Genomic DNA, 25,307 nt, shown 5'->3' on the forward strand with positions numbered 1-25,307 from the left:
GCCCCGGTGTTCCACGCATGCGTCTGTCGCCGGGCGCAATGAACGCCTACCATCGGGTACCCCCCACCCCGTGCCCCCTCGCATGCCTGCATCCGCTCCTGTCTCCGGTCGCCCCCGCTGGTTCGTCGCCGGCGATCTCAACGGCTTTTTCGGCCTGGTGGTCGACAACCTGTCGATCCTGGGCTTCATCGCGATGGCGCTGGTCGGCATCTTCCAGTTCCCCGCCGACGTGGTGTTCGGGCGAATGTTCCCCGGCACCGCCTTGGGCGTGCTGGTCGGCAACGTGCTCTACACCTGGATGGCACGGCGGCTGGCCGCGCGCACCGGGCGCGATGACGTCACCGCGATGCCGCTCGGCCTGGATGCGCCGACCAGCATCGGCATGGCGCTGCTGGTGCTGGGCCCGGCGTTCCTGGCCTTCAAGGCGCAGGGGCTGGCTCCGCACGATGCGGCCATTGCCACCTGGCAGCTGGGCATGGCCTCGCTGGTGATCATGGGCGTGCTCAAGACCGTGCTGTCCTTCTTCGGCGAGGCGGTAACCCGCGCGCTGCCACGCGCTTCGCTGCTGGGCTCCATCGCCGGCATCGCGATCGTGCTGATGGGCTTCCTGCCGCTGCTGGAAACCCTGCGCTCGCCGGTGGTCGGCTTCGTCACGCTGGGCCTGCTGCTGTACGTGCTGGTGGCCAAGCGCAAGCTGCCGATCCGCGCGCCGGGCGTGCTGGTGGCGTTCGTGTTCGGCACGGTGCTGTATTACGGGCTCGGCCTGGCCGGGCTGGGTGCACCGGGCTTCAAGGTGCCCGAGTGGACCCCGCTGCAGATGGTGCTGCCGTGGCCGACGCTGGGCTTCATCGATGGCCTGCCCACGGCGATCACCTACCTGCCGCTGCTGCTGCCGTTCGGCCTGCTGATGGTGGTGGGCGGCATCAACGTCTCCGAAAGCGCACGCGCGGCCGGGGATGACTACCGCACCCGCGACATCCTGCTGGTGGAGGCGGTGGCCACGCTGGTGGCCGGCCTGTGCGGTGGCGTGGCGCAGACTACGCCGTACATCGGCCAGCCGGCGTACAAGCACATGGGCGCGCGCAGCGGCTACACGCTGCTGACCGGGCTGTTCGTGGGCATCGGCGGCATGCTGGGGGTGATTTCCGGGCTGGTGCAGTGGCTGCCGCTGGCGGTGCTGGCGCCGATCATCGTGTACGTGGCCATCGACATCACCACCCAGGCGTTCCAGGCAACGCCGCGCGAGCATGCCGGTGCGATGGTGCTGGGGTTCCTTCCTTCGGTGGCCTACCTGCTGGCGATCAAGGCGCCGGGCTGGATCCCGCCCGAACAGCTGGCGGCGATGACCACCACGCTCGATGGGCATGGGCTGCCGGAGCTGGCGGTGATCTTCACCTTGGGCAATGGCTTCATCATCACCTCGATGCTGTGGATTGCCGCGGTGGTGGCGATGATCGACGGCAGGCTGCTGCGCTCTTCCGGGATCCTGCTGGTGGCTGCGGCGCTTACCCTGTTCGGGCTGATCCACTCGGTCGATCCGCGCGGTGGGATCTACCTGCCGTGGACACTGGAAGGCTTGCCGGAGCAGATCATGTGGCAGTTCGCGGGCGCGTATGTGGCGCTGGCGGTGCTGTTGGCCCTATTGTCGGTTATTCCGGTGCCCGCACGGGAAAAGGACGCGGCGTAGACCGCCTGGGCCGACCAACGGTCGGCGCTACCGGGACAGGCCACTGTCCGAGGCGCTCGGTAGCGCCGACCGTTGGTCGGCCCAAGGGATGCGTCACGCGTCCGCGTCCAATTCGGGGTAGTGGCGAAAGATCCCGTTGGTGTTGAACGCCAACCGGCGTTCCGAGGCCAGGTATGCGGCGATGTTCGGTCGCCGTTCCACCCGGTCCTTCAGTGCATGCAGCAGCGGCAGCGACGGCCGCAGTGCCTGCATGCGGCGCGGGAACATGTAGTCCAGCCCGCTCAGCAGCTGGAACAGCGACAGGTCCACGTACGAGTGCTCGCGCAGCGGGTGCAGGCCGCCATTGGCCTCCAGCACGCTTTCAAACCAGCCCAGAAACTTCGGCAACCGCTCGTCCCGCATCGACGCGGCGCGCGCCTTGGCTTCCTTCTTCTGGTCTTCGTAGTACTTCGAGGCCGCAATGGGATGGTGGGTGTCGTGGACCTCCGCGACCAGGTCGGCGATGGTCAGCTGCAGCTGCAATGCCTGCACCCGGCGTGAGGCGGCTTCGGGTACCAGCCCCAGCTCCGGCCCCAGATGATCGAGGATCGTGCCCACCTGCGCGATCACCTGTCGGCCGCTGACCAAGAACGGCGGCGCGAACGGGCGCAACCCCTCGGCCTTGCCGTCCAGGAACGGCTGCATCACCTCGTCGCCGTGCACCCGCGCCATGTCCGTATAGGAGGCGCCAGCATCTTCCAGCGCCAGCCGGATGAACTCGCCCCGGCCCTGGATGCCGGTCCAGTAGTACAGCTCGTAATGCATGCGCACGCTCCGCGACAGGAGCGCCCAGCGTCCCGCCTGGACTGCCAAGCAGGCGTGATGGGGATGTCGCTGCCACGTCGTCCGGGGCCTGAATGCGTTCTCATCCCCCTTGAAACACGCCTGCATAACCGCATCTGTCAGATAGTGCTGGCTCGGCCAGCGGCAACATATCGAGGACACCCCCATGCGGATGGACAAGCTCACCTCGCGTTTCCAGCAGGCGCTGGCGGACGCACAGTCGCTGGCCGTGGGCCGCGACCACAACATCATCGAACCGGTACACGTGCTCACCGCGCTGCTCGACCAGCAGGGTGGCAGCACGCGCCCGCTGCTGGCCCAGGCCGGGGTCAACGTGCCGGTGCTGCGCGAGCGGTTGACCGAGGCGCTGGACGCCCTGCCGAAGGTCTCCGGGCAGGAAGGCAACCTGTCGATCGGCAATGACCTGAACCGGCTGCTCAACAAGACCGACAAACTGGCCCAGGAGCATGGCGATGCGTTCATCGCCAGCGAGTGGTTCGTGCTGGCCGCGCTCGACGATGGCGGCACGCTGGGCATGGCGCTGCGCGCTGCCGGTGCCGACAAAAACAAGATCGACGCGGCCATCGACAAGATTCGTGGCGGCGAAAGCGTGCAGTCGGAAAATGCCGAAGAACAGCGCCAGGCGCTGGAGAAGTACACCATCGACCTGACCGCGCGTGCCGAGAGCGGCAAGCTGGACCCGGTGATCGGGCGCGACGAGGAAATCCGCCGCACCATCCAGGTCCTGCAGCGCCGCACCAAGAACAACCCGGTGCTGATCGGCGAACCGGGCGTGGGCAAGACCGCCATCGTGGAAGGGCTGGCCCAGCGCATCATCAACGACGAAGTGCCCGAGGGCCTGCGCGGCAAGCGCGTGCTGTCGCTGGACATGGGCGCGCTGATCGCCGGTGCCAAATTCCGCGGCGAATTCGAAGAGCGCCTGAAGGCGGTGCTCAACGACCTGGCCAAGAGCGAAGGCCAGATCATCCTGTTCATCGACGAACTGCACACCATGGTCGGCGCGGGCAAGGCCGATGGCGCGATGGACGCGGGCAACATGCTCAAGCCCGCGCTGGCGCGCGGCGAGCTGCACTGCGTGGGCGCCACCACCCTGGATGAGTACCGCAAGTACATCGAGAAGGATGCCGCGCTGGAGCGCCGCTTCCAGAAGGTGTTCGTGGGCGAGCCCAGCGTGGAAGACACCATCGCGATCCTGCGCGGGCTGAAGGAAAAGTACGCGGTGCACCACGGGGTGGAGATCACCGACCCGGCGATCGTGGCTGCGGCCACGCTGTCGCACCGCTACATCGCCGACCGCCAGCTGCCGGACAAGGCCATCGACCTGATGGACGAGGCGGCCTCGCGCATCCGCATGGAGATCGACTCCAAGCCGGAAGAACTGGACCGCCTGGAACGGCGCCTGATCCAGCTCAAAATCCAGCGCGAGATGCTGAAGAAGGAGAAGGACGACGCCTCGCGCCAGCGTCTGGCCGACCTGGAAACCGAGATCGATGCGCTGGAGCGCGAGTTCTCCGACCTGGACGAGATCTGGAAGTCGGAGAAGGCCGCGCTGCAGGGCACCACGAAGATCAAGGAGCAGATCGAGCAGGTCAAGCTGGAACTGGAAGCGGCGCAGCGGCGCCAAGACTTCGGCCGCATGAGCGAACTGCAGTACGGCCAGCTGCCGCAGCTGGAAAAGCAGCTGCACGCGGCGCAGGAAGCGGAAAACACCGAGTTCAAGCTGGTCCAGGACCGGGTCACCGCCGAGGAGATCGCCGAGGTGGTCTCGCGCTGGACCGGCATTCCGGTCAACCGCATGCTGGAAGGCGAGCGCGACAAGCTGCTGCGCATGGAAGATGTGCTGCATGAGCGGGTAGTGGGCCAGGAAGAGGCGATCAAGGTCGTCTCCGATGCGGTGCGCCGTTCGCGTGCCGGCCTGTCCGACCCGAACCGGCCGAGCGGTTCGTTCCTGTTCCTGGGCCCGACCGGCGTGGGCAAGACCGAGCTGTGCAAGTCGCTGGCCGAGTTCCTGTTCGACAGCAGCGACGCCATGATCCGCATCGACATGAGCGAGTTCATGGAAAAGCACAGCGTGGCGCGCCTGATCGGTGCGCCCCCGGGTTATGTGGGCTACGAAGAAGGCGGTTACCTCACCGAGGCCGTGCGTCGCCGCCCGTACTCGTTGATCCTGCTCGACGAAGTAGAGAAGGCGCACACCGATGTGTTCAACATCCTGCTGCAGGTGCTGGACGATGGCCGCCTCACCGATGGCCAGGGTCGCACCGTGGACTTCCGCAATACCGTCATCGTCATGACGTCCAACCTGGGCTCGCACCAGATCCAGGACATGTCCAGCGATGACAGCCCGGAGGCCTACACGCAGATGAAGGCGGCGGTGATGGGCGTGGTGCAGGCGCACTTCCGCCCGGAGTTCATCAACCGTCTGGACGACATCGTGGTGTTCCACCCGCTGGACAAGGTGCAGATCAAGCAGATCGCCCGCATCCAGATGCAGGGCCTGGAGAAGCGTTTGGCCGAACGTGGCCTGCGCATCGAGGTCAGCGATGCGGCGTTCGAGCTGCTGGGCAACGTCGGCTTCGATCCGATCTACGGTGCCCGCCCGCTCAAGCGCGCGATCCAGGCGCAGCTGGAGAACCCGCTGGCGCAGAAGATCCTGTCCGGCGAGTTCGTTGGCGGCGATGTGATCCAGGTGGATGCGGCCGAAGGCCGCCTGGCGTTTGCCAAGGGCTGAGCGGTCCCGCGACGATGAAGCAAGGCCCCGGTCAAGCCGGGGCCTTCTTTTTGCGCGTCAGCGTGGAACGAACTTGACGGGGCCGCGGTAGTCCGGCCAGGCAGTGGAGGTGTTGTCGCGCAGGGTGACTGCTTTGCGCTTTGGTATCGTGCCGTCGACGGCGTCAGCGCTGGGCGCGGATACGCCGGCAAACAGGGTGGGAATGAACACCGCCGGGTTGAGGGCATCTTCATCCATGATTACCGGTGCCACCTGCAGGGTGGTGGTCTTGCCGGCTTCGACGGTGAAGGAGGCCACGTTGCGGTTCACGAAGGTCGCCCGGTCCAGCAGCCGCTGTTCGCTGTAGCTGCGGCGGGGTTCCCGGCTCACGGCGGTGATCCGGTAGGTGCCCACCGGCAGCTGCAACGCGTGCCGGTACCCGTAGCGGGTGGTAAAGCCGTAGTCGAAGTCGAGGTACCGGGTATCGACGACGGTGAGCACCAGTTCGTTGCCCTTGATGCCCCAGTCCACGCCGCCGGTGCGGATCAGTTCCTGCAGCTCCTTGCTGAGCGGTACTTCCGATTGCAGCTTGTCCACTTCCATGACCAGCGTGCCGGTGGCCGACTGGGCCAGGCACGCGAAGCTGCCCGACAGCAGCGCAGCCGCCAGCAGTGTGCGTAAGGCAAAGCGCATGTTCCGTCCCTTGGTGACAATCGCAGGGACCCCGCCCCTGCTGCGACGTCGCCGGAAGCTTCCCGGGCGACCGTCGCGGAGTATGCACGGTCAGCTGGCGGTTTGAAATGTGAGTTGCGGTCCCCGCTTCAGACGATCAGAGGTACACCACCCGTTCCGCATCGGTGCGGGTCATCGGTGTTCCCGGCGTGCAGTTGAAGGCCTGGGCATAGGCCGGCAGATTGGCCGGGCCCACGTTGGCGCGCGGGGCGCCGAAGGCGTGGACGTCGGTTTCCGCGTCCTGCCGCAACCGCTGGGCGGCGTGCAGGCGGCGGTGGGTAACGGCCCCGCCCACGAAGAAGTCCCGCACGATGCCCAGCCTGTCGGGCACCGGATCGGTCTGGTTGTCCGTGACATGCAGCAGCGCGTCCAGGGCAATGGACAGTCCGCCCAGATCGGCCATGTTCTCGCTGGCTGTCAGCTGTCCGTTGATCGCCACGCCGTCGACCTGCTGCTGGTCGAACTGTGCCGCCAGGCGCGCTGACAGCGCGGCGTAGCGCTGGTGGTCGGCGTCGCTCCACCACCCCTGCAGGCCGCCGTCGATGCCGAACTGGCTGGATTCGGCGGAGAATGCATGCGACAGCTCATGCCCGATCACCACCCCGATCGCACCGTAGTTGAACGCGGGACCGGCGCCGATGTCGAAGTAGGGCGGCTGCAGCAGCGCCGCCGAGAGGGCGATGTAGGGTTCTTCCTCCAGCATGTCGTAGTAACCGTCGACGGTCTGCGCGGTCATCCGCCAGGTTGAAGGGTCCACCGGCGCGCCCAGTCGCGCCAGTTCCCTGCGCTGTACGAAAGCGGTTGCCCGGCGCAGGTTGCGCAGGTAGCCGCAGGATTCGGTGTGCAGTCCGGACCAGTCGGGCCAGCGCTCGGGGTGGCCGATGCGGGTACGAAGCCGGTCCGCCTTGCGCAGGGCCGTGGCGCGGGTATCGGGGTCCATCCAGGGCACGACCTGCAGGCGGCGTTTCAATGCAGCGGTGATCTGCTCGACCAGCGCATTGACGGCCTCGCGCGTTTCAGCGGGAAATGCCACCGGCACATACAGCTCGCTGATCGCTTCGCCCGCCACCCGCTCGATCGCGGCCAGCACCTGCTTCCAGCGCGGTGGCATCGCATCCTGGCCCTGCAGCGTGCGCGCGTGGAAGGCGTGGTGGGCACGCACGAAGTCATCGCCCAGGAACGGGCTGGCCGAATCCAGCGTATGGAAGCGCAGGTAGGCGCGCCAGGTGGCCGGATCCTCCGTCGTCAGGGCCGCAGCGACCTCCTGGTGGAATCCCGGCGTGGGCAGCGAGAACCGGTCAGGAGGGGCCACGCCCAGCGACTGGAACAGCGCGCTCCAGCGGAACCCGGGCGTCAGCGCGTCGGCCTCTGCCAGGCTGACCGGATGGTAGTAATGGGTGAGGTTGGCGTTCAACTCCTCCCATGGCGTGGACGCATTGGCGAACCGGCGTTCCAGCGCCAATACCGCATCGGCCTGGCGTTCGGCGTCGGCCGGTGCGTCGCCGGCCAGGCGCAGCACATGGGCAACATGCGCGCGGTAGCCCAGCGCGGCTTCGACGTGGTCGTCCGTGAGGTAGTAGCTGCGGTCCGGCATCCCGAGGCCGCCCTGGAAGGCGTAGGCGATCTGCGTATCGCGCGCGTCCATGTCGCGGTCCACCCCAAAGCCGAACACCGGGTTGATTCCGGCGGCGGTGAGGGCGTGCAGATGGGCCTCGATCTGGGCGGGTGACTGAAGCCCGTCGATCGCGGCGAGTTCATCGCGCAAGGGGGAGATGCCTTCGGCATTGATCCGGTGCTGGTTCATGCCGGTCGTCCAGAGATCGGCGACGATTCTTTCGGCAGGCGTAGGCAGCTCAAGCCGTGCCGCCTGCTCGGCCAACCGCCGCTGCAGGGCCAGGGAACGGTCCTGCAACATGGTCGGTACGTCCCAGCGCGACTGGTCGTCCGGCCGGGTTGCGGTGGCGTGCCAACGCGCATTGACATGGTCGTACAGCGAGTCGCACGGCGAGTGGGCAGGATCGAGGTCGGCGGGGGTGAACCGCATCGGCGCGGGCAGGCCATCGGCAGTCTCCGGCGTCTGAACCTGCGAGTCGGCGGCAGGGAGACCTGCGAAGCGTGTATTGCACTCGTCCCGGGCTGCGCGGTGGCCAGCCTGGTAGCCCAACCACCCGCCGACGAGCGCACCGCCCAGCGCGGTCACGGCGGCACCGGCGAGGAGTTGCGGACACTGGCGGGGTCGGGACAGGCAGCCTGCAGCGGCCGCTGAAGCAATCCCGTTCAATGGTTCCTGCGCCGGCACGGCCAGGTACGCCTCGCCCCGCGTCGCGCCCGCACCAGGCAGCAGCGCCGGCCGTACCGGCGGGGTCGAATCCGCGCGCGCCGCACCCGACGCGGACGCCGGTACGATCAGGCTGGAGAGCGCGGCGAGGGTGAGTACGCCGGCGTTGCCCACGCGCAGCAGCGGTGGATGGGCGGAACCAAACCGCTGGTGCCGGGCGTGATCCTGCGCGGGCTGTTGGCCGCGTAGCGACCGATCGAATTCGCCCACGCTGCGGCGGTGTTGTTGTACGGCATCGGCACGCATGGCGTGACCTCCACTATCAGTCGTGCGGGTGCCTGCCCTCGCAGGCGGAGCGCGATCATGACCACGGGCGCGCAGAACGCACATAGGATTGGTACGAAACGCACCCTGCACATCACCACAGGGACGGTGCTCATGAGCAACCGGCATGACAGGGCGCGGTGGGGCTCGGCTATGGTGCGTTTTCGCACGCACCGTGCGCGGAGACCTCACGATGTCGGAACCGGACACCTCGCTGCCGCCGTGGAAAGCGGAAACCATCGCCGTGCATGGCGGGTATCGCCCGGACCCGACCACGCGCGCGGTGGCGGTGCCGATCTACCAGACCGTGGCCTACGCATTCGACGATACCCAGCACGCGGCGGACCTGTTCGACCTCAAGGTGCCAGGCAACATCTACACGCGCATCATGAACCCGACCACCGACGTGCTGGAGCAGCGCCTGGCGGCGCTGGAAGGCGGCATCGGCGCACTGGCGCTGGCGTCGGGGCAGGCGGCCATCACCTACGCGATCCAGACCATCGCCGAGGCGGGGGACAACATCGTGGCGTCCAGCGCGTTGTATGGCGGCACCTACAACCTGTTCGCGCACACCCTGCCGCAGTTCGGCATCCAGACCCGGTTCGCCGATTACCGCGATCCGGATGGGTTCGCCGGCCTCATCGATGACCGCACCAAGGCGGTGTTCGTCGAATCCATCGGCAACCCGCGCGGCAACATCACCGACATCCAGGCGGTGGCCGACATCGCGCACGCGCACGGGGTGCCGCTGATCGTCGACAACACGGTGGCCACCCCGTACCTGCAGCGCTCGTTCGATTTCGGCGCGGACATCGTGGTGCACTCGCTGACCAAGTACCTGGGCGGGCACGGCACCAGCGTCGGCGGGGCTATCGTGGATTCGGGCCGGTTCCCGTGGGCCGAACACAAGCAGCGCTTCCGCCGCCTCAACGAGCCGGACGTGAGCTACCACGGCGTGGTCTATACCGAGGCGCTGGGTCCTGCGGCCTACATCGGGCGTGCCCGGGTGGTGCCGCTGCGCAATACCGGCGCGGCACTGTCGCCGTTCAATGCCTTCCTGATCCTGCAGGGCATCGAAACGCTGGCGCTGCGGCTGGACCGGATCAATGCCAACGCGCTGGCCATTGCCGGTTTCCTGCGCGACCACGCCAAGGTGGCGTGGGTGAACTACGCAGCGCTGCCCGACCACCCCGAACATGCGCTGGTGCAGCGCTACCTGCGCGGGCATGGCTCGGGCGTGCTGACCTTCGGCCTGCCGGGCGGCCGCGCGGCGGGTGCGCGCTTCCTGGATGCCCTGCAGCTGTTTACCCGGTTGGTGAACCTGGGCGATGCCAAGTCGCTGGCCACCCATCCGGCGTCGACTACGCACCGCCAGCTGGATGCGGCGGAACTGGAACGCGCCGGGGTGAGCGAAGACACCGTGCGGCTGTCGATCGGCATCGAACACGTGGACGACCTGCTGGCCGATCTGGAGCAGGCGCTGGCCAAGGCGTGAGGCGGGACCACCCCGGCCGGTGCGGGCCGGCCGGGGTGGGTTTTTATCAGGGCGCCGGCGCGTGCAGCCACGCGTCAAGGGCGTTCTCGATCACGGCGAGCGCGGCCATGGCGCGACGCGGGTCGACCTGGTCGAGCTGGTCATGGCGGTTGTGGATGTTGGCCATCGCGCGTGACAGCGGCAACGCCTTGTAGGTGTGCATGGCGTGTTCCATGGCGTCCATCCGCGTTTCCATCGCCTGCGTCTCATCCGGTCCCAGGGTGCCATTGAGGTAGTGCTCGAACCGGCTCCAGTCCACCTCCGCATTGGCCAGCCACAACCGCGTACGCGCCTGCTGCATGTCGCGTTCAAGCGTGATGTCGGCCGCATCGGCCAGGTTCATTCCCAGCGCCGGCACGCCGTCGCGCTGGAAGGGAATATGGTCGGACTGCATTACCCAGCCCGCGCTGTCATGCACGGTCAGCCCGACCTCGCCGGCAGCGGCTTCGAGCAGCCCACGCAGCTGCGCTTCGGCGGCGGTGACCGGAGCCGGAGGTGGCTGCAGCGCACGCGAATCGCCGTCCATGTAGAGGTGGTGGCGGTCCGAGCCGGACAACGTCATGCCGTCGCCGCGCCCGGTCATGTCGAGGTTGAGCGCCACATCGGGGCAGCTGGCCTGCGCCAGGCAGTGTTCGACGAAGGCTTTGGCGCCGAGCATGCCGTGCTCTTCCAGATCCGACACCAGCAGCTGGACGCGAACGCCGTCGGGCAGCGTTGCCGCGCCCAGCTTCCGCGCCAGCGCCAGCAGCGTGGCCAATCCTGTGCCGTTGTCGCTGGCACCGCTGGAGCCTTCGCGCGCGCCGGTCATGTCGCCATGGGCGAGCACCATCAACGTGCGTCGTGGGGTGCCGGCACCGGAAAATTCCAGCATCAGATTGCAGCCGTTATAGGTCTGGTCGAAGCCGAAGGAGTCGCGGGTGCTACCGGAGAACGGCAGCTGGTGGAGGGTGTGTCCGTCGCGCCGGAGCAGCGCACGAAGCGTGTCGAAACGCGCGATGTTGGCGGCCACCTCGCGCTGTGCACCGGTCATGCCCGGCTGCTGTGCATCCAGTGTGGCCTGTGCGATCTGCTCCAGATCCAGCTGGAAACACGCCTGCGCCGGGCTCACCACGCTGCCCAGCAGGTCCGCCGCCCAATCCACCCACGACAGCATGGGCGCCAGTGCGGCCGCGTCGGCACCGGCGGGCCAGCCGCCGTGCGTGTGCGTTTCAGCATGGCGGGCCACGCCCAGCGTCACCATGATCTGCCGACGGGTGGCTTCAGGGAGTTCCTGCAGCAGCGACCGGATGGCCGGGGCGGTGCAGGCCGCCGCATCGGTGCCGCAGTCGCGGACGATCTGCAGCAGCTGCATGCGCTGCTCGTCCGGCAGCAGCGCATACAGCGACTGCGGCAGGGACGCGGACGACTCGCGCGACGCTTCCGAGCCGGCCGCCGGCGCACTGAAACGCCCAAATGCGTACCCGAGTGCGCCGCCTCCGAGCGTGCTGGCCGTCAGCGCGCCGAAGGTCAGCAGGCTGGCGGCCAGCGTCTGCGGACAGTGCCGGGGGGACGCGATGCAGCCGAGGGTGGCGCCATTGGCGATATGTTCGAGTGCGACCACGGGCGCCGTCGGTGCATCGCCGAGCATCGGCACGGCCTGGTGGTCGATGCCCCCCTGCGCCCTGGCGCCCGGCAATGGCATCGGGTCGCCCGCCGGCGCCCTCACGCCGCGCGGCGGCATGCGACCGATGGCCATCGCCGAGGATAGGGCCAGTGCGGCAACCAGCCATTGCTGGCCGTTTCGTACCGTCAGCGGGCCCGTCCGGCCTGGCAGCGCCTGCACGCCGCGAGGCTGCGCGATCCTGTTGTTGAACTCGCCCTGGGCGCGGCGGACCAACGAAATATCGAGCGGCATAACAACCTCCTCGTTGAGGGAGCGCCGTGGCCGCTGCGGTGCAGGTGGCGGGGCGCCGGTGCGATGCACAGTGCACGCGCGCGCCGGACTTGCCCATGGGAGTAGTTGCGTTTGTCAGAACCGCACCGGCTTCCGCAACGCGGTGCTCAGTACAGACCGGATCGCCATCACACTGGATGGCGGCGAACCGCTACGATCCGCCCTCAGGTGCGCAAGATCCGACACGCGCTGCGGCGCGCGGCGGGTCACGCTGCAGTCCTGTCCCGCAAGGAGCCCGCCATGAGCCGCCTCGTCCAGGTCCATCAACGCCACGGTATCGACCGCGTCATCGCCCACCTGCAGGCCTGCCTGCGCGCGGGCGATCCTCTGCCCGAACTGGAGGGACTGGCGGCGATAGCGCACCAGTCGCCCTATCACTTCCATCGGCTGTACCGCGCGCTGACCGGCGAAACCCCTGGGCGCACCGTGCTGCGCCTGCGCTTGGCGCAGGCCCTGCACCTGCTGGGCAAGCCTGGCAGCCGGGTGACCGACGTGGCCCTGCAGTCGGGCTACGAGAGCCCACAGGCGCTGGCACGCATCTGCAGGCAGATGCTGGGTGCGACGCCCAGCGCGCTGCGCGATGATCCACAGCTGCGCGGGCAGTGCCAGCAGCGCCTGGTGCTGCCGGCCGCGGACAATGCGCCGGCCGAGCCTGCCCTGCAGGTACGGGTGCTCACCCTGGAACCGTTCGACGTGGTGGCGCTGCGCACCCGCGGTGCGTTCGACGATCTGGACCAGGCATTCGGCCGTGTGTTCGCCTGGGCAGCGGGCGCAGGGCTGGCCGACCAGCTTCAGCAATTGATCGGAATCGCCCTCAACGATCATCGCGACGTGCCGGCGCGGGCCTGCGAATTCGACTGCGCGATGGGCTTCGGTACGAATGTGGCGGCACCGCCGCCGATGCGGGTGCTGCGGCTGGGCGGCGGCGACCATGCGGTGCTGCGCCACGTGGGCAGCTACGCCGGTCTTGAAGCCGCCACCGACGCGCTGCTGAGGCAGTGGCTGCCCGACAGCGGGCGCGTGCTGCGCGACGCGCCGTTGTACTACCACTATCTGGACGACCCTGAGGACGTCCCCGAGGCGATCCTGCGCGCCGATATCTGCGTGCCGCTGGCGGCCCGTTAAACCACCGGAATGGTGTGCTTGCCGATGTTGCGGTAAGGCGGGGTGGCCATGACCATTTCGGCCAGCGAGTACGCCAGTTCGCGTTCGGCCATCACCGTGCCGTCGGCGCCGTGTTCGAGCAGGTGCTTGACCTCGGCGTCGCTGTGCGCGCGCGCCAGCAGGGTCAGGCCCGGGTTGAGCGCGCGCAGCTTGGCCAGGGTTTCGCCCGCCTCCAGCGGCTGCGGAATGGCCAGCACCGCGATCTTGGCGCGTTCGGGGTGGGCTTCGGCCAGCACGCGGTCGGAGGCGGCACTGCCACGGATCGCCGGCAGCCCGGCGGCGTGTGCTTCGGCCACATGCTCCTTGTTGTCATCGATCACCAGCACCGGCACGCCGCGGTCACGCAGCACCTGCGCCAGCGCGCTGCCGACCCGGCCGTAGCCGATCACGATGGCGTGGTCGTGCAGGTCCAGCGAGGGGCCAGGCGGCAATTCGGTTTCCACGGCGGCGGCGGGGGTCTCCTGGTGCTTCACCAGCCAGCGGTCGAGCAGGCCGAACACCAGCGGGTTGAGCATGATCGAGATCAGCGCGCCGGCCAGCACCAGTGCCTGGCCGGTGGGCGGCAGGATCTTCAGGCTCACGCCCAGGCCGGCGATGATGAAGGCGAACTCGCCGATCTGCGCCAGGCTGGCCGAAATGGTCAGCGCGGTGCCGTTGGGGTGGCCGAACGCACGCACGATGAAAAACGCGGCAGCGGACTTGCCGAACATGATGATGGCGGCGGTGGCCAGCACCTGCCACGGGTGTTCGACCAGGATGGCCGGGTTGAACAGCATGCCCACCGAGACGAAGAACAGCACCGCGAAGGCATCGCGCAGCGGCAGTGAATCGTTGGCGGCCTTGTGGCTGAGCTCGGATTCGTTGAGCAGCATGCCGGCGAAGAACGCGCCCAGCGCGAACGACACGCCGAACAGCATGGCCGAGCCGAACGCCACGCCCAGTGCGATGGCCAGCACCGCAAGGGTGAACAGTTCGCGCGAGCCGGTACCGGCGATGCGCTCCAGGATCCACGGAATGACCCGCCGGCCGACCACCAGCATCACCGCCACGAACAGGCCCAGCTGCACGAAGGTCCAGCCGATGCTGGCCAGCACGCTGCCGACGGTGTGGGTTTCATTGGCGGCATCCGGGCCGAACACGCCGGCCAGCACCGGCATCATCACCAGGGCCAGCACGCAGGCCAGGTCTTCGACGATCAGCCAGCCGACCGCGATCTTGCCGCGCTGGGTTTCCAGCAGGCGGCGTTCTTCCATTGCGCGCAGCAGCACCACGGTACTGGCGGTGGCCAACGCGAAGCCGAACACCACGCCGTGGATCACCGGCCAGCCCATCAGCCAGGCAAGGCCCCAGCCCAGCAGGGTGGCGACCAGGATCTGGCCGACCGCGCCGGGAATGGCGATCGCCTTGACCGCCATCAGGTCTTTCAATGAGAAGTGCAGGCCGACACCGAACATCAGCAGCATCACGCCGATTTCGGCCAGCTGGTTGGCCAGCGCCTGGTCGGCGACGAAGCCGGGAGTGAACGGTCCTACGCAGATGCCCGCAACCAGGTAACCGACCAGCGGAGACAAACGCAGCTTGTTGGCCAGCGCACCCAAAATGAAGGCGAGCCCAAGGCCAACGGCGACGATGTTGATCAGGTCGGTGTCATGGTGCATCGGGGCTCGCAACTTGGGGGATGCCCCGATTTTCACCGATGCGGCCCGATCCGGCAAACCGCGCTGCGGTCTGCCGGATCCAATGTCACCCGCCGCTTACCACTTGTAGGTCACGCGGCCGTACACATAGGCGCCATTGAAGCCGTACGGCGAGTAGTTGCTGTACGGGAGCATGCCCCAGGTGGAGTTCTGCAGGTCCACGGTGCGGTCGGGGTACTCGTCCAGCAGGTTGTCCGCACCCAGGGTCAGGGTCCAGTTCTCGCTGGGCTTGTAGGCCACCGAGGCATCGAGCACCCACGAGGCATCGTAGGTCTGGTCGCGGGTCGGGGTGGCCGAATTGCGCACGGTGAACGAGCCGTAGCGGGTGGCGGCCAGGTTCAGGTCCCAGTGGTCCGAACGCCAGGTGCCGCTCAGGATGGTCTTGTCACGCGGGTAGCTGTCTTCGATGCGGCCCACTTCATCGCGGCCGATCAGCGACTGGGTCAGGCCCAGCGAGCCGAACACGGCCGGGGAAGCGATGAACTTCTTCACCTCGGTGTCGTTGTAGCTGTAGGCCGCGGTCAGTTCCAGCGAGCTGGCACTGAACGGGATGGTGTAGCTGGACACGGCGTCCACGCCGCGGGTGCGGGTATCCACGCCGTTGGTGAAGTAGGAGAAAGCGGTGACCTGCGGCAGGCCCAGGTCGGCCAGCAGCGCATTGGTGGCAGCGTTGGTGGTGATGTTGGTGGACAGGATGATGCGGTCGTCGATGTCGATCTGGTACGCATCCACGGTCAGGTAGAGGCGGTCGATCGGCTGCAGCACCAGGCCCACGCTGTAGGAGGTGGAGCTTTCGGCCTTCAGCGGGCTGGCGCCCAGCGCCTGCGCGGCAGTGCTGGTGGTGGGGAAGGTGCCGCGTTCGACGAACACGCCGTTGACGATGGTGCTGGTTACCGCCTGGTAGCTCTGCTGGGCCAGCGAGGGCGCGCGGAAGCCGGACGAGGCGGTGGCACGCAGCGCGACCTTGTCGGTGAAGGCGTAGCGGGCCGACAGCTTGCCGGAGAACTTGTCGCCGAAGTCCGAGTAATCCTCATAGCGGCCGGTGACGCCGGCCGAGAACTTGTCGGTCAGGTCCGCTTCCAGGCCGGCGTAGACGGCGTAGTTGTCGCGGTCGGCATCGACGGCATTGAGCGGGGTGAAACCGCCGAAGCCCTGCGCACCGGTGCCGAAGTAGGAATTGGGCTCGCCCGCGCTCTGTTCCCACTTCTCACGGCGGTACTCACCGCCGAAGGACAGCGTGACCGGGTAGGCCAGGCCCCAGTCCAGCTGCTTGGTGATGTCCACGTTGCCGATGTCCTGGGTGTATTCCAGCGCGCCGGCGTAGAACGAACGCGGGCTGTCCACGCCCAACGCGTAGTTGATGCTGTTGCGGGTGTGGAAGTCGATCTTGTTGGTGCCGTGGTTGTAGCTCACGTCCCAGGTCCAGCCGCTTTCGGTGTCGCCCTTCACGCCGGCCACCAGCGAACGGTCCTTCGAGTACTGGTTGATTTCCGGCACGAAGCCGTCCGGGTAGGTCTGCGCCAGCAGCGCGCCCTGGCCGCTGTTGGTGCGCGAGCGGTAGAACGCGAACGAGGTGATGTCGCGGTTGCTGGCCAGTGCGGTGGCGTAGGCCGAGACGTGGTCGCTGAACTGGAAGCTGGCATTGGCCGAGGCGGCGGTGGCATCCACCTGCGGGTCGCCGACCACGAAGGTGGTCTGGCCCACGCTGGGGAAGTTGCCGGTGTTGGGCGTGGTGCCCTGGTAGGGTCCGGCGCGGTTGCTTTCGTCCTGCTGGGTGATCTGGCCGGCCACGTGCACGCTGCCGCGGCCGTCGGCGAAGCCGATGCCGGTGTCGCCGGAGAGCTGGTACTTGTTGCCGTCGCCGGCTGAGTACTGGCCGGCATCCAGGGCCAGGCTGCCGCCCGCGCTGGAGCCCTTGAGCACGATGTTGATCACGCCGGCGATGGCGTCCGAGCCGTACTGCGCCGAGGCGCCGTCGCGCAGCACTTCGACGCGCTCGATGGAGGCGATCGGAATGGCGTTGATGTCCACCGCCGACGAGCCGCGGCCGATGCTGCCGTTGACGTTGATCTGGGCCGAGGTGTGGCGGCGCTTGCCGTTGACCAGCACCAGTACCTGGTCCGGGGACAGGCCGCGCAGCTGCGCCGGGCGGATGCCACTGGTGCCATCGGTCAGCGCCGGGCGCGGGAAGTTCAGCGAGGGCAGGGCGCGCGCCAGCGCGGTGGCCAGTTCGGTGGTGCCGGTGGACTGCAGCGCCTCGGGGGTGATGATGTCGATCGGCGACTGCGACTCGGCCACGGTGCGGTCGGCGACGCGGGTACCGGTCACGATGACCGTGTCCAGGGTGTTGGCGGTGGCGCGGGCAGGGGCGTCCTGGGCGGCGACACTGAAGGCGGAGGCCCCGAGGGCGACGGCGACAGCGGCGGCAAGCGTACGGGTCTTGCGGTTCATCACGATGTGGCTCCGGTTGGGACGAGGCGGCACCGGGCGACATCACGACTGCGGGAAAGCGGGTCAGCGAGGGCGGGTGTTGCGGTGCGCAATTAACGGATTAACGGTATTTTTATTGGCTGTCAAATTGAAAAAACGTTGCAAAAGCAACGGTTTAGCAAGATTCGGTCAATCAGGCGGGGAGGGTCCCGGGGAAAGCGCTGGCAGGTTCGTGGGAGAGAGACGAGGCCTGCCGCGCATCCCGGGGCGCGTCAAGTATTCGTTAACGCTAGAATTGCGTCGCAGGAAAGGTGCTCACCAGCATATTCCATTCCGTTATATGGACCCCCCAGATGATTTCCCTTCGTAACTTCGCCTTGCGCCGCGGCGAGCGGCTGCTGTTGTCCAATGTCGACCTGACCCTGCATGCGGGCTACCGCGTGGGCGTGGTCGGCCGCAACGGAGCCGGCAAGTCCAGCCTGTTCGCGGCCGTGCAGGGCGAGCTGGAGGCCGACAAGGGCGATGTGGACCTGCCCGGCAAGATCCGCATCGCCAGCGTGGCCCAGGAAACCCCGGCGCTGCAGGACCCGGCGCTGCAGTTCGTGCTGGAAGGCGACACCGAAGTGGCGGCCGTGCTGCGCGAGGAAGCCGAGGCGACCGCGCGCGAGGACTGGGAGGCGGTGGCCAATGCGCACCAGAAGATGGCCGAGATCGGTGCGTACGATGCCGAATCCCGTGCGGGCAAGCTGCTGCATGGCCTGGGCTTCCCGTCCGACACCCATTCACGGCCGGTGGCGACGTTCTCCGGCGGCTGGCGCGCGCGACTGAACCTGGCGCGCGCGCTGATGATGCCCAGCGACCTGCTGCTGCTCGACGAACCGACCAACCACCTCGACCTGGACGCGGTGTTCTGGCTGGAACAATGGCTGCTCAAGTACCCGGGCACGCTGCTGCTGATCTCGCATGACCGCGAGTTCCTCGACAACGTGGCCACCCATACCCTGCACCTGCATGGCGGCGGCGCCAAGCTGTACCCGGGCGGCTACACCGACTTCGAGCGCCAGCGCGCCGAACAGCTGCGCCAGCAGCAGATCGCGCACGAGAAGGAACAGGCCGAACGCGCCCACCTGCAGAGCTTCATCGACCGGTTCAAGGCGCTGGCCAGCAAGGCAACGCAGGCACAGAGCCGCATGAAGCGCCTGGCCAAACTGACCGGCACCGAAGCGGTGCGTGCCGAGCGCGAGTTCCGCATCGAGTTCGCGCCGCCGGCCAAGCTGCCGTTCTCGCTGATCCGCCTCAACGATGTGGAGGCCGGTTACAGCCCGGGCGCGGTGATCCTGCACAACGTGGGCTTCGGCCTGGAGGCGGGGCAGCGCATCGGCCTGCTGGGTCCCAACGGCGCCGGCAAGACCACGCTGGTGCGGACCCTGGTCGGTGAGCTGGACCCGGTGGCCGGCGATCGCTCGGCGCACCCGGACCTGCGCATCGGCTACTTCGCGCAGCACACGGTCGAGTCGCTGCATGAAGGCCAGTCGCCGATGGACCACTTCCGGGACATCTCCCCGGATGGCAGCAACCAGTCCTTCCGCGATTTCCTCGGCAAGTGGAACTTCGCCGGCGACCGTGCGTTCGAGCCGGTGGATGGTTTCTCCGGTGGTGAGCGCGCGCGCCTGGCGCTGGCGATGATTGCCTGGCAGCAGCCGAACGTGCTGCTGCTCGACGAACCGACCAACCACCTTGACCTGGAAATGCGCGAAGCACTGGCCGAAGCGCTGGCGACCTTCGAAGGGGCGATCGTGATGGTCTCGCACGACCGCCACCTGATCGGCCTGGTCTGCGACACCTTCTGGCGCGTGGCCGACGGTGTGGTGGAGCCGTTCGACGGCGACCTGGACGAGTACGCGGCGTGGCTGCGTTCGCGCCCGGCCGCGCAGGGCACCAAACAGAAGATGGCCGCTGCCGCGCCGGAGCCGGTGCCTCCGACCCCGCCGTTGCCGCCGAAGAAGACCGTCAACCCGGTCAAGCTGGCCAGCGCCGAAGCCAAGGTCAACGAGCTGGAAGCCCGCTTGGCCGAGCTGGACCGCCAGCTGGCCGACCCGGTCAACTACGCCGACGCCACCCGCATGGCGGTGCTCGGCCGCGACCGCGAAACCACCGCGCAGCAGCTGGAAAAAGCCGAAGCCGCGTGGATGGAATTGATGGCCTGAAGGCCCGTGCCGACCATTGGTCGGCACAAACCTGCCCGCGTAGCGACACGCCATGCGTGTCCACGGAATGCCCGAACGAAATCCGGACACGCATGGCGTGTCCTACGCCTGCGCTTCCAACCAGGTCCTGAAACGCTTCCCCGCCTCGCTCTCCGCCCGCGAACGCAACCGCGTCAGCCAGTAACTCCCCAGCTTCAGCGTCTGCGCGAACGGCTGCACCAACCGTCCCTGCGCGAGGTCCTGTTCGAACATTCTCAATGGCAGCAGCGCCACGCCGGCCCCGGCGGCGGCCGCACTGGCCAGCGTCAACGACGAATCAAACACCGGCCCGCGTGCTTCCAACTCGGACACGCCAGCAGCCTGCAGCCACTGCGGCCACTCATCGCTGCGGTAGGAGCGCAGCAGTGCCACGCTGGCCAGGTCGCGCGGTTGCCGCAGCGTCCGCGCCAGTGCCGGCGCGCACACAGGTGCAAAAGGCGCCGCCAGCACCGGGGTGCACACCTGGCCCTGCCAGTCGCCATCGCCGAAGCGGATCGCCAGGTCCAGCCCTTCGCCGGCCAGGTCGATGCGGTTGTTGTGGGTCTGCAGGCGCAGCTCGATATCCGGGTGCCGCGCGTTGAAATCGGCCAGCCGCGGCAGCAGCCAACCGGTGGCGAACGTGCCCACTACGCCGACCCCGAGCACTTCGCGGAAATGCCCGCCGACGAAACGGTCCAGGCTGACCGCAATACGGTCGAAGGCCTCGTTGAGCACCGGGTAGAGGCGAGCCCCTTCGTCGGTCAGCGCCACCCCTCGCGGCAGCCGGTGGAACAACACCGCTCCCAGCCGCTCCTCCAACCCCCGGATCTGATGGCTCAACGCGGCTTGGCTCACGCACAGCTCCAGCGCGGCCCGGGTGAAGTTCTGATGGCGCGCGGCGGCCTCGAAGGCACGCAACGCGTTGAGCGGGAGCTGGGGACGAAGCATGGGCGAGTCGTGAGGAATCTTGATGGGTAATGGTAACGCCGGCACGGTCCGCGCCACCACGGGCGGCCCGCCATGCGGGATCACCCTTCCGTTGCCGCAATGCCATGAATCCTGCTCATGCCTCCCGTTGGGAATACTCGCTGGTGGCATGTGGCCCGAAATGCTTCCATGGCCACTTCCCAGCCCCGGAGATACCCAATGCTCGCCCGCCGCCAGTTCCTCCAGATGACCGGTGCCGCCGCAGCTTCCGCCTTGGCCGCTACCGTGTTGGCCAAGACCCCGCCGACCGCGCTGGCCGGTGACAAGCCGCAGGCAGCCGATTTCGCCGCCCTGGAAAAAGCCAGTGGCGGGCGTCTGGGCGTGACCCTGCTCGACACGGCCAGCGGCCGCCGCATCGGCCATCGCCAGGACGAGCGCTTCCCGATGTGCAGCACCTTCAAGTTCGCGCTATCGGCGGCGGTGCTGCATCTGGCCGACCAGGGCACGCTGTCGCTGGACCGGCGGCTGCCGGTGCGCCAGCAGGACATGCTCTCGCACGCACCGGTGACCAAGCGCCACGTGGGCAAGGACCTGACGGTGCGCGACCTGTGCCGCGCGACCATGGTCACCAGCGACAACCCGGCGGCGAACCTGCTGTTGGGGGTGGTCGGTGGACCGGCCGGGGTGACTGCGTTCCTGCGCGCCAATGGCGATGCGGTGACCCGCAACGATCGCCTGGAGCCAGACATGAACCGGTTCGCGCCCGATGATCCGCGCGATACCACCAGCCCCGCCGCGATGGCCGCCAGCCTGCAGCGGTTCGTGCTGGGGGAGGTGCTCACGCCAGCCTCGCGGCTGCAGCTGGCCGACTGGCTGATCGACAACGAAACCGGTGACACGCGGCTGCGTGCCGGGCTGTCGCCGGCGTGGCGGGTGGGCGACAAGACCGGCAGCAATGGCGAGGACACCACCAACGACATCGCCATCCTGTGGCCACTGGCCGGCGGCGCCCCGTGGGTGCTGACCAGCTACCTGCAGGGTGCCACGGTGGATGATGCCGGGCGCAACGACACGCTGCGCCAGGTTGCGGTGATCGCCGAGAAAATGATCAGCGCGCACGCGCGCTGATCACTGCGGCGTCAGGCGGTGCCGGTTTCCTTGACCGCACCAAGGAACTCGCGCCCCCAGCGGTCCACGTCGTAATACTCCACGCTGCCGAACAACTGGCGCATGCGCCCGCCTGCCTCCTCTTCCGGCATCGACAGCGCCTGCAGCAGCCCGGCGGTCAGATCGGCCGGGTCGTGCGGGTTGGTCAGTACCGCGCCCTTCAACTCGGCCGCCGCGCCAGCGAATTCACTCAGCACCAGCACGCCATTGCTGCCTTCGATACCATGGGGTGGCCACGAATTCCTTGGCCACCAGGTTCAGGCCATCGCGCAGCGGGGTGATCCACATCACCTGCGCGGCCGCGTAATGCGCCACCACTTCTTCAAACGGCAATGCCTGTGCGAAGAAGCGCACGGGGGTCCAGTCCAGCCGCGAGAAGCGCCCGTTGATACGGCCCACCGCTTGTTCGATCTGGTTCTGCAGCGTGCGGTACACGGTCATCTCGCGCGCGGCCGGCACGCACACCATCAGCAGGGTGACCTTGCCCTGGCGGTCCGGATGCTGCTCCAGCAAGCGTTCGAACGCTTCCAGCTTGGCCAGCGTACCCTTGGTGTAATCCAGCCGCTCCACCGACAGCACCAGCTTGCGCGCACCGATCTCACGGCGCAGCTTGAAGATGTCGTTGCGCACGCTGGGCCGGGCCAGCACATCGTGGATGCGGCGCAGATCCGTGCCGACCGGGTGCGCACCCAGTGCCACCTCACGGTCTCCGACCCGGATGCGCGTGGTCATGGTATCCAGCCCCACCGCGCAGCCGTAGGTCAGGAAGCGTGGCGCGCAGCTTTCCCAGGACAACCGCTCCGCCGGCATCGCACCGCGCACGACATCCACGAAGTTCTCCACCTGGCGCGGGATGTGGAAGCCGATGTAATCGCAGCTGAGCAGGCTGCCGATGATCTCGCGGCGCCACGGCACCACGTTGAACACATCAGCCGACGGGAAGTAGGTGTGGTGGAAGAAGGCGATCTTCAGGTCCGGGCGCAGCTCGCGCAGGGTGGCCGGCACCATCCACAGGTTGTAGTCATGGATCCACACGGTGGCGCCATGTGCGGCTTCGGCGGCGGTGGCTTCGGCGAAGCGCCGGTTGACCTTCAGGAACACCTGCCAGTCATCCTCGCGAAAGCGCGCGCGTTCCCAGAACACATGCAGCATCGGCCAGAACGCTTCCTTGGAGAAGCGCTTGTAGAAGATGTCCACTTCCTGCCGGGTCAGTGGCACGCGCGCGGCCGTAAGCGTCGGGTAGCGTTCGGCGTCCACCGCCATATGGGTCTGGAACGGGCCGCGCTTGGGGTCGTCGATGCCCCAGGCCACCCATGAACCGGTCTGGCCGCCCTGGAAGAAGCTCAGCAGCGAGGGAATGATGCCGTTGGGCGAGCGCGGTGGGCGCTGCACCAGCACGCCGTCTTCCATCACTTCGTCGAAGGGCATGCGGTGGTAGAGCATCACCAGGTCGGCGCCTTCGGCGCGCGTGGCCGCTGGCGGTTTCAGCCACGCATCATCGGCCGGCAGCAGGGCGAAGTGCTCGATCGCCTCCAGGATGCCGCCGCAGCCCGGTGCCTGCGCATGGTAGGTGTGCGCCAGACCGGTGGTCGCGGCGGTGAGCGCCGGTTCGGAATCGCCCACGCATACGCCGCGGAAGCCGGCGGTGTACATCGAGAGGTCGTTGAGGGTATCGCCAGCCACCAGGATGCGGTCACGCGGCAGGTCCAGCAGGCGCGCGAGCGCAGCCAGGGTGCGGCCCTTGTCGGTGTCCGGCGGCAGGATGTCCAGGTAGCGGTCGGCCGAATACAGCACATCGCAGCCCAGTGCCTGCGCGGCCGCCTGGATCTGCGCGCGCAGCGGCGCCAGCGTGTCCCGGTCGCAGAAGTAGGAGCAGCGCCGTTCCTGCGGAACATCCTGGCGCTGCAGCGCGGTGAATGGCCGCATCGCGGCGGCCACCACCTGTTCGCCGGGCCAGTGCGCGTCGATCATCGACTGCAGGGGCTGCAGCGGCTGCAGGGTGTGGCCATCGACCACGGTTGCGCCGACATCGCAGACAACATAATCGGGGCGCGGAATGGCGGGATCGGAGAGCAGCGGCATCACCGCTTCCAGGCCGCGGCCGGTGATGAAGATCAGGCGGATACCGGGGTGCTGGTCGACCAGCCGGTACAGACGGTGGCGCGCGGCGGCATCGCCGGCGAGAAAGGTGCCATCCAGGTCGGTGGCGAGAATCAGTTGCTGGGCCGGGGGAGCCGCCGGCGTGCGGGATGAGGTGGACGGGGTGGGTGTCAAAACAGTCAATGCACTTCCTTATCGGTGTCGTTGGGTGAGGGAGAAGGGGTGTCCGGCGGCGGAGCGACGTCCGTTTCCGGCATCAATTCCAATGCCGCCGGCGTGGTGCGCAGCATCAGCCGGAACACCACCGGGTGCGTGCGCAGCCGGTCGAAGCTGAGCAGGCGCGCGGTGGTGAACAAGGCCAGCACGCCGAGTACCACGGCGAAATACAGGGGCAGGGCGGCCGGGCCGAACTGCTGCATGGCCGCCCCGGCCAGCGCCGGGCCGAGCGCCGCGCCCACGCCGTGCACCAGCAGCAGGCTGGAGCAGCCCGACAGCAGGTCCTGGCGTGGCAGGTAATCGAGCATGTGCGCCACCGCGAAGGGATACAGCGCGAACGCCAGGCCGCCATAGAAGAAGAACAGCCCGAACAACAGCCAGGTCTGCTGTTGGATCATCGGCATCGCGGCCACCAGGGCGATGCCTGCGGCGGCCAGGCACAGCGCCACCAGCCCGACGCGCCGGTCATGGCCGTCGCTGATGTGCCCCAGCGGCCACTGCAGCAGCGCGCCGCCGGCAATGGCGGTGAGCATGAAGCGGGCCACGCCGTCATTGTCGAGGCCCACCTCGCCGGCATACACCGGGAGCAGGCCCCAGAACGCGCCCATCGCCAGGCCCGACAGCCCGGCGGCGACCGTGGCCACCGGCGCCATCGCATACAGGCGCGACAGCGTCAGGCGCGGCACCGACGGCACCTCCGGTGGGGTGAGCCGGGTGGCGGTGATCGGCAGCACTGCGGCGCAGACCAGCATCGCGATCAGCATGAACATCGACATGGCCGGCGCATTGCTGACCATCAGCAGGATCTGGCCCAGCGCCAGCGCGGAAAGATTCACCACCATGTATAGCGAGAACGCACGGCTGCGCTGGCGCGGGTCGGGTTCGGCGTTGAGCCAGCTTTCGATCACCGTGTACAGGCCCACCAGCGCGATGCCGGTGATGATGCGCAGCAGCCCCCACAGCCAGGCGTTGAGCCACAGCGGATGCAGCAGCACCGCGATGGCGGCGAGGGCGGCAAAGAAGGCGAACGCACGGATATGCCCGATACGGCCGATCAGCGACGGGGCGAAGAAGGTGCCCATGAAGAAGCCGGCGAAATAACCGGACATCACCAGGCCCAACGTACCGGCACCAAAGCCGGCTTCACCGCCGCTTACCGCCAGCAAGGTGCCCAGAAGCCCGCTGCCGGTCAACAGCAGCGCTACTCCCGTCAGCAGGGCGGTCAGCCGCAACACGCGTGCGACCTTCGTGGGGAAGGCGAACCGGTCACGACAACGACCCTAACACAGGCATGATTAATCCTTTGTCGCGGATGGCGCGGATTTGCGCATTGCGCCCAC

16 protein-coding genes are annotated in these 25,307 nt (G+C 67.8%); 6 read left to right on the forward strand and 10 right to left on the reverse strand.

Annotated elements, in window-relative coordinates; genetic code table 11:
• Nucleotides 1–82 precede the first annotated feature (82 nt).
• Nucleotides 83–1,687 carry a hypothetical protein gene (locus tag QE395_RS04375; RefSeq protein ID WP_249832982.1) on the forward strand — a complete coding sequence of 535 codons (1,605 nt, stop codon included), beginning with the start codon at nt 83–85 and terminating at the stop codon, nt 1,685–1,687.
• A 93-nt stretch (nt 1,688–1,780) separates the two neighbouring features.
• On the opposite strand, the gene QE395_RS04380 is transcribed toward QE395_RS04375, so the two are convergent.
• A complete protein-coding gene (locus QE395_RS04380) occupies nt 1,781–2,491 on the reverse strand; it encodes a glutathione S-transferase (protein WP_068853779.1) in 711 nt (236 codons plus the stop codon).
• Nucleotides 2,492–2,675: 184 nt separating this feature from the next.
• Between QE395_RS04380 and clpB the strand changes: the two genes are divergently transcribed.
• Nucleotides 2,676–5,261: an ATP-dependent chaperone ClpB gene (gene clpB, locus QE395_RS04385; protein WP_210130911.1), complete on the forward strand. Its 2,586-nt coding sequence runs from the start codon at nt 2,676–2,678 to the stop codon at nt 5,259–5,261.
• A 57-nt stretch (nt 5,262–5,318) separates the two neighbouring features.
• Here clpB and QE395_RS04390 read toward each other — a convergent pair whose 3' ends face one another.
• Both QE395_RS04390 and QE395_RS04395 read right to left on the reverse strand, forming a co-directional pair.
• Complete coding sequence (locus tag QE395_RS04390; protein WP_095363654.1) at nt 5,319–5,933, reverse strand: hypothetical protein; 615 nt, start codon at nt 5,931–5,933, stop codon at nt 5,319–5,321.
• Nucleotides 5,934–6,069: 136 nt separating this feature from the next.
• Nucleotides 6,070–8,556, reverse strand: coding sequence for a M13 family metallopeptidase (locus tag QE395_RS04395; RefSeq protein WP_306987652.1), 2,487 nt, complete (start codon nt 8,554–8,556; stop codon nt 6,070–6,072).
• 211 nt (nt 8,557–8,767) lie between these two features.
• Between QE395_RS04395 and QE395_RS04400 the strand changes: the two genes are divergently transcribed.
• Nucleotides 8,768–10,069, forward strand: coding sequence for an aminotransferase class I/II-fold pyridoxal phosphate-dependent enzyme (locus QE395_RS04400; protein WP_249832979.1), 1,302 nt, complete (start codon nt 8,768–8,770; stop codon nt 10,067–10,069).
• Nucleotides 10,070–10,115: 46 nt separating this feature from the next.
• On the opposite strand, the gene QE395_RS04405 is transcribed toward QE395_RS04400, so the two are convergent.
• The gene (locus tag QE395_RS04405; RefSeq protein WP_095363657.1) at nt 10,116–12,002 is read right to left on the reverse strand and encodes a M28 family peptidase; all 1,887 of its coding nucleotides are present in this window, start codon (nt 12,000–12,002) and stop codon (nt 10,116–10,118) included.
• A gap of 279 nt (nt 12,003–12,281) precedes the next feature.
• Between QE395_RS04405 and QE395_RS04410 the strand changes: the two genes are divergently transcribed.
• Nucleotides 12,282–13,166 (forward strand): GyrI-like domain-containing protein, encoded by an 885-nt coding sequence (locus QE395_RS04410; protein ID WP_095363658.1) that lies wholly within the window; start codon nt 12,282–12,284, stop codon nt 13,164–13,166.
• Here the strand turns inward: QE395_RS04410 and ybaL are convergent.
• Both ybaL and QE395_RS04420 read right to left on the reverse strand, forming a co-directional pair.
• The gene (gene ybaL / locus QE395_RS04415) at nt 13,163–14,863 is read right to left on the reverse strand and encodes a YbaL family putative K(+) efflux transporter (RefSeq protein WP_068853771.1); all 1,701 of its coding nucleotides are present in this window, start codon (nt 14,861–14,863) and stop codon (nt 13,163–13,165) included. The two genes, QE395_RS04410 and ybaL, sit on opposite strands and share 4 nt — an antisense overlap.
• 96 nt (nt 14,864–14,959) lie before the next feature.
• Nucleotides 14,960–17,353, reverse strand: coding sequence for a TonB-dependent receptor (locus QE395_RS04420; RefSeq protein WP_068853770.1), 2,394 nt, complete (start codon nt 17,351–17,353; stop codon nt 14,960–14,962).
• A gap of 332 nt (nt 17,354–17,685) precedes the next feature.
• Between QE395_RS04420 and QE395_RS04425 the strand changes: the two genes are divergently transcribed.
• Nucleotides 17,686–19,539, forward strand: a complete 1,854-nt coding sequence (locus tag QE395_RS04425) for an ABC-F family ATP-binding cassette domain-containing protein (protein WP_306987653.1) — start codon at nt 17,686–17,688, stop codon at nt 19,537–19,539.
• A 102-nt stretch (nt 19,540–19,641) separates the two neighbouring features.
• Here the strand turns inward: QE395_RS04425 and QE395_RS04430 are convergent, their stop codons facing one another.
• On the reverse strand, nt 19,642–20,505 hold the full coding sequence (locus QE395_RS04430; protein WP_306987654.1) for a LysR family transcriptional regulator: 864 nt from the start codon (nt 20,503–20,505) through the stop codon (nt 19,642–19,644).
• Nucleotides 20,506–20,703: 198 nt separating this feature from the next.
• On the opposite strand from QE395_RS04430, the gene blaL2 reads away from it, so the two are divergent.
• Nucleotides 20,704–21,612, forward strand: coding sequence for a L2 family extended-spectrum class A beta-lactamase (gene blaL2, locus QE395_RS04435; protein WP_306987655.1), 909 nt, complete (start codon nt 20,704–20,706; stop codon nt 21,610–21,612).
• Between the two features lie 11 nt (nt 21,613–21,623).
• On the opposite strand, the gene QE395_RS04440 is transcribed toward blaL2, so the two are convergent.
• From QE395_RS04440 to QE395_RS04450, 3 genes are read right to left on the reverse strand one after another with little or no spacing between them, the layout of a single operon-like run.
• Nucleotides 21,624–21,854, reverse strand: coding sequence for a trehalose-6-phosphate synthase (locus QE395_RS04440; RefSeq protein ID WP_306987656.1), 231 nt, complete (start codon nt 21,852–21,854; stop codon nt 21,624–21,626).
• Entirely contained in the window at nt 21,838–23,934 is a 2,097-nt protein-coding gene (ggpS, locus tag QE395_RS04445; RefSeq protein ID WP_306987657.1) for a glucosylglycerol-phosphate synthase, read from the reverse strand. Before ggpS ends, QE395_RS04440 begins: the two co-directional genes overlap by 17 nt.
• Nucleotides 23,931–25,202, reverse strand: coding sequence for an MFS transporter (locus QE395_RS04450; protein WP_068853766.1), 1,272 nt, complete (start codon nt 25,200–25,202; stop codon nt 23,931–23,933). The genes ggpS and QE395_RS04450 overlap by 4 nt, the downstream gene beginning before the upstream one ends.
• Nucleotides 25,203–25,307 lie beyond the last annotated feature (105 nt).

The sequence above is a fragment of the Stenotrophomonas sp. SORGH_AS_0282 genome, assembly GCF_030818125.1.
GTDB classification, from domain to species: Bacteria; Pseudomonadota; Gammaproteobacteria; order Xanthomonadales; family Xanthomonadaceae; genus Stenotrophomonas; species Stenotrophomonas rhizophila_A.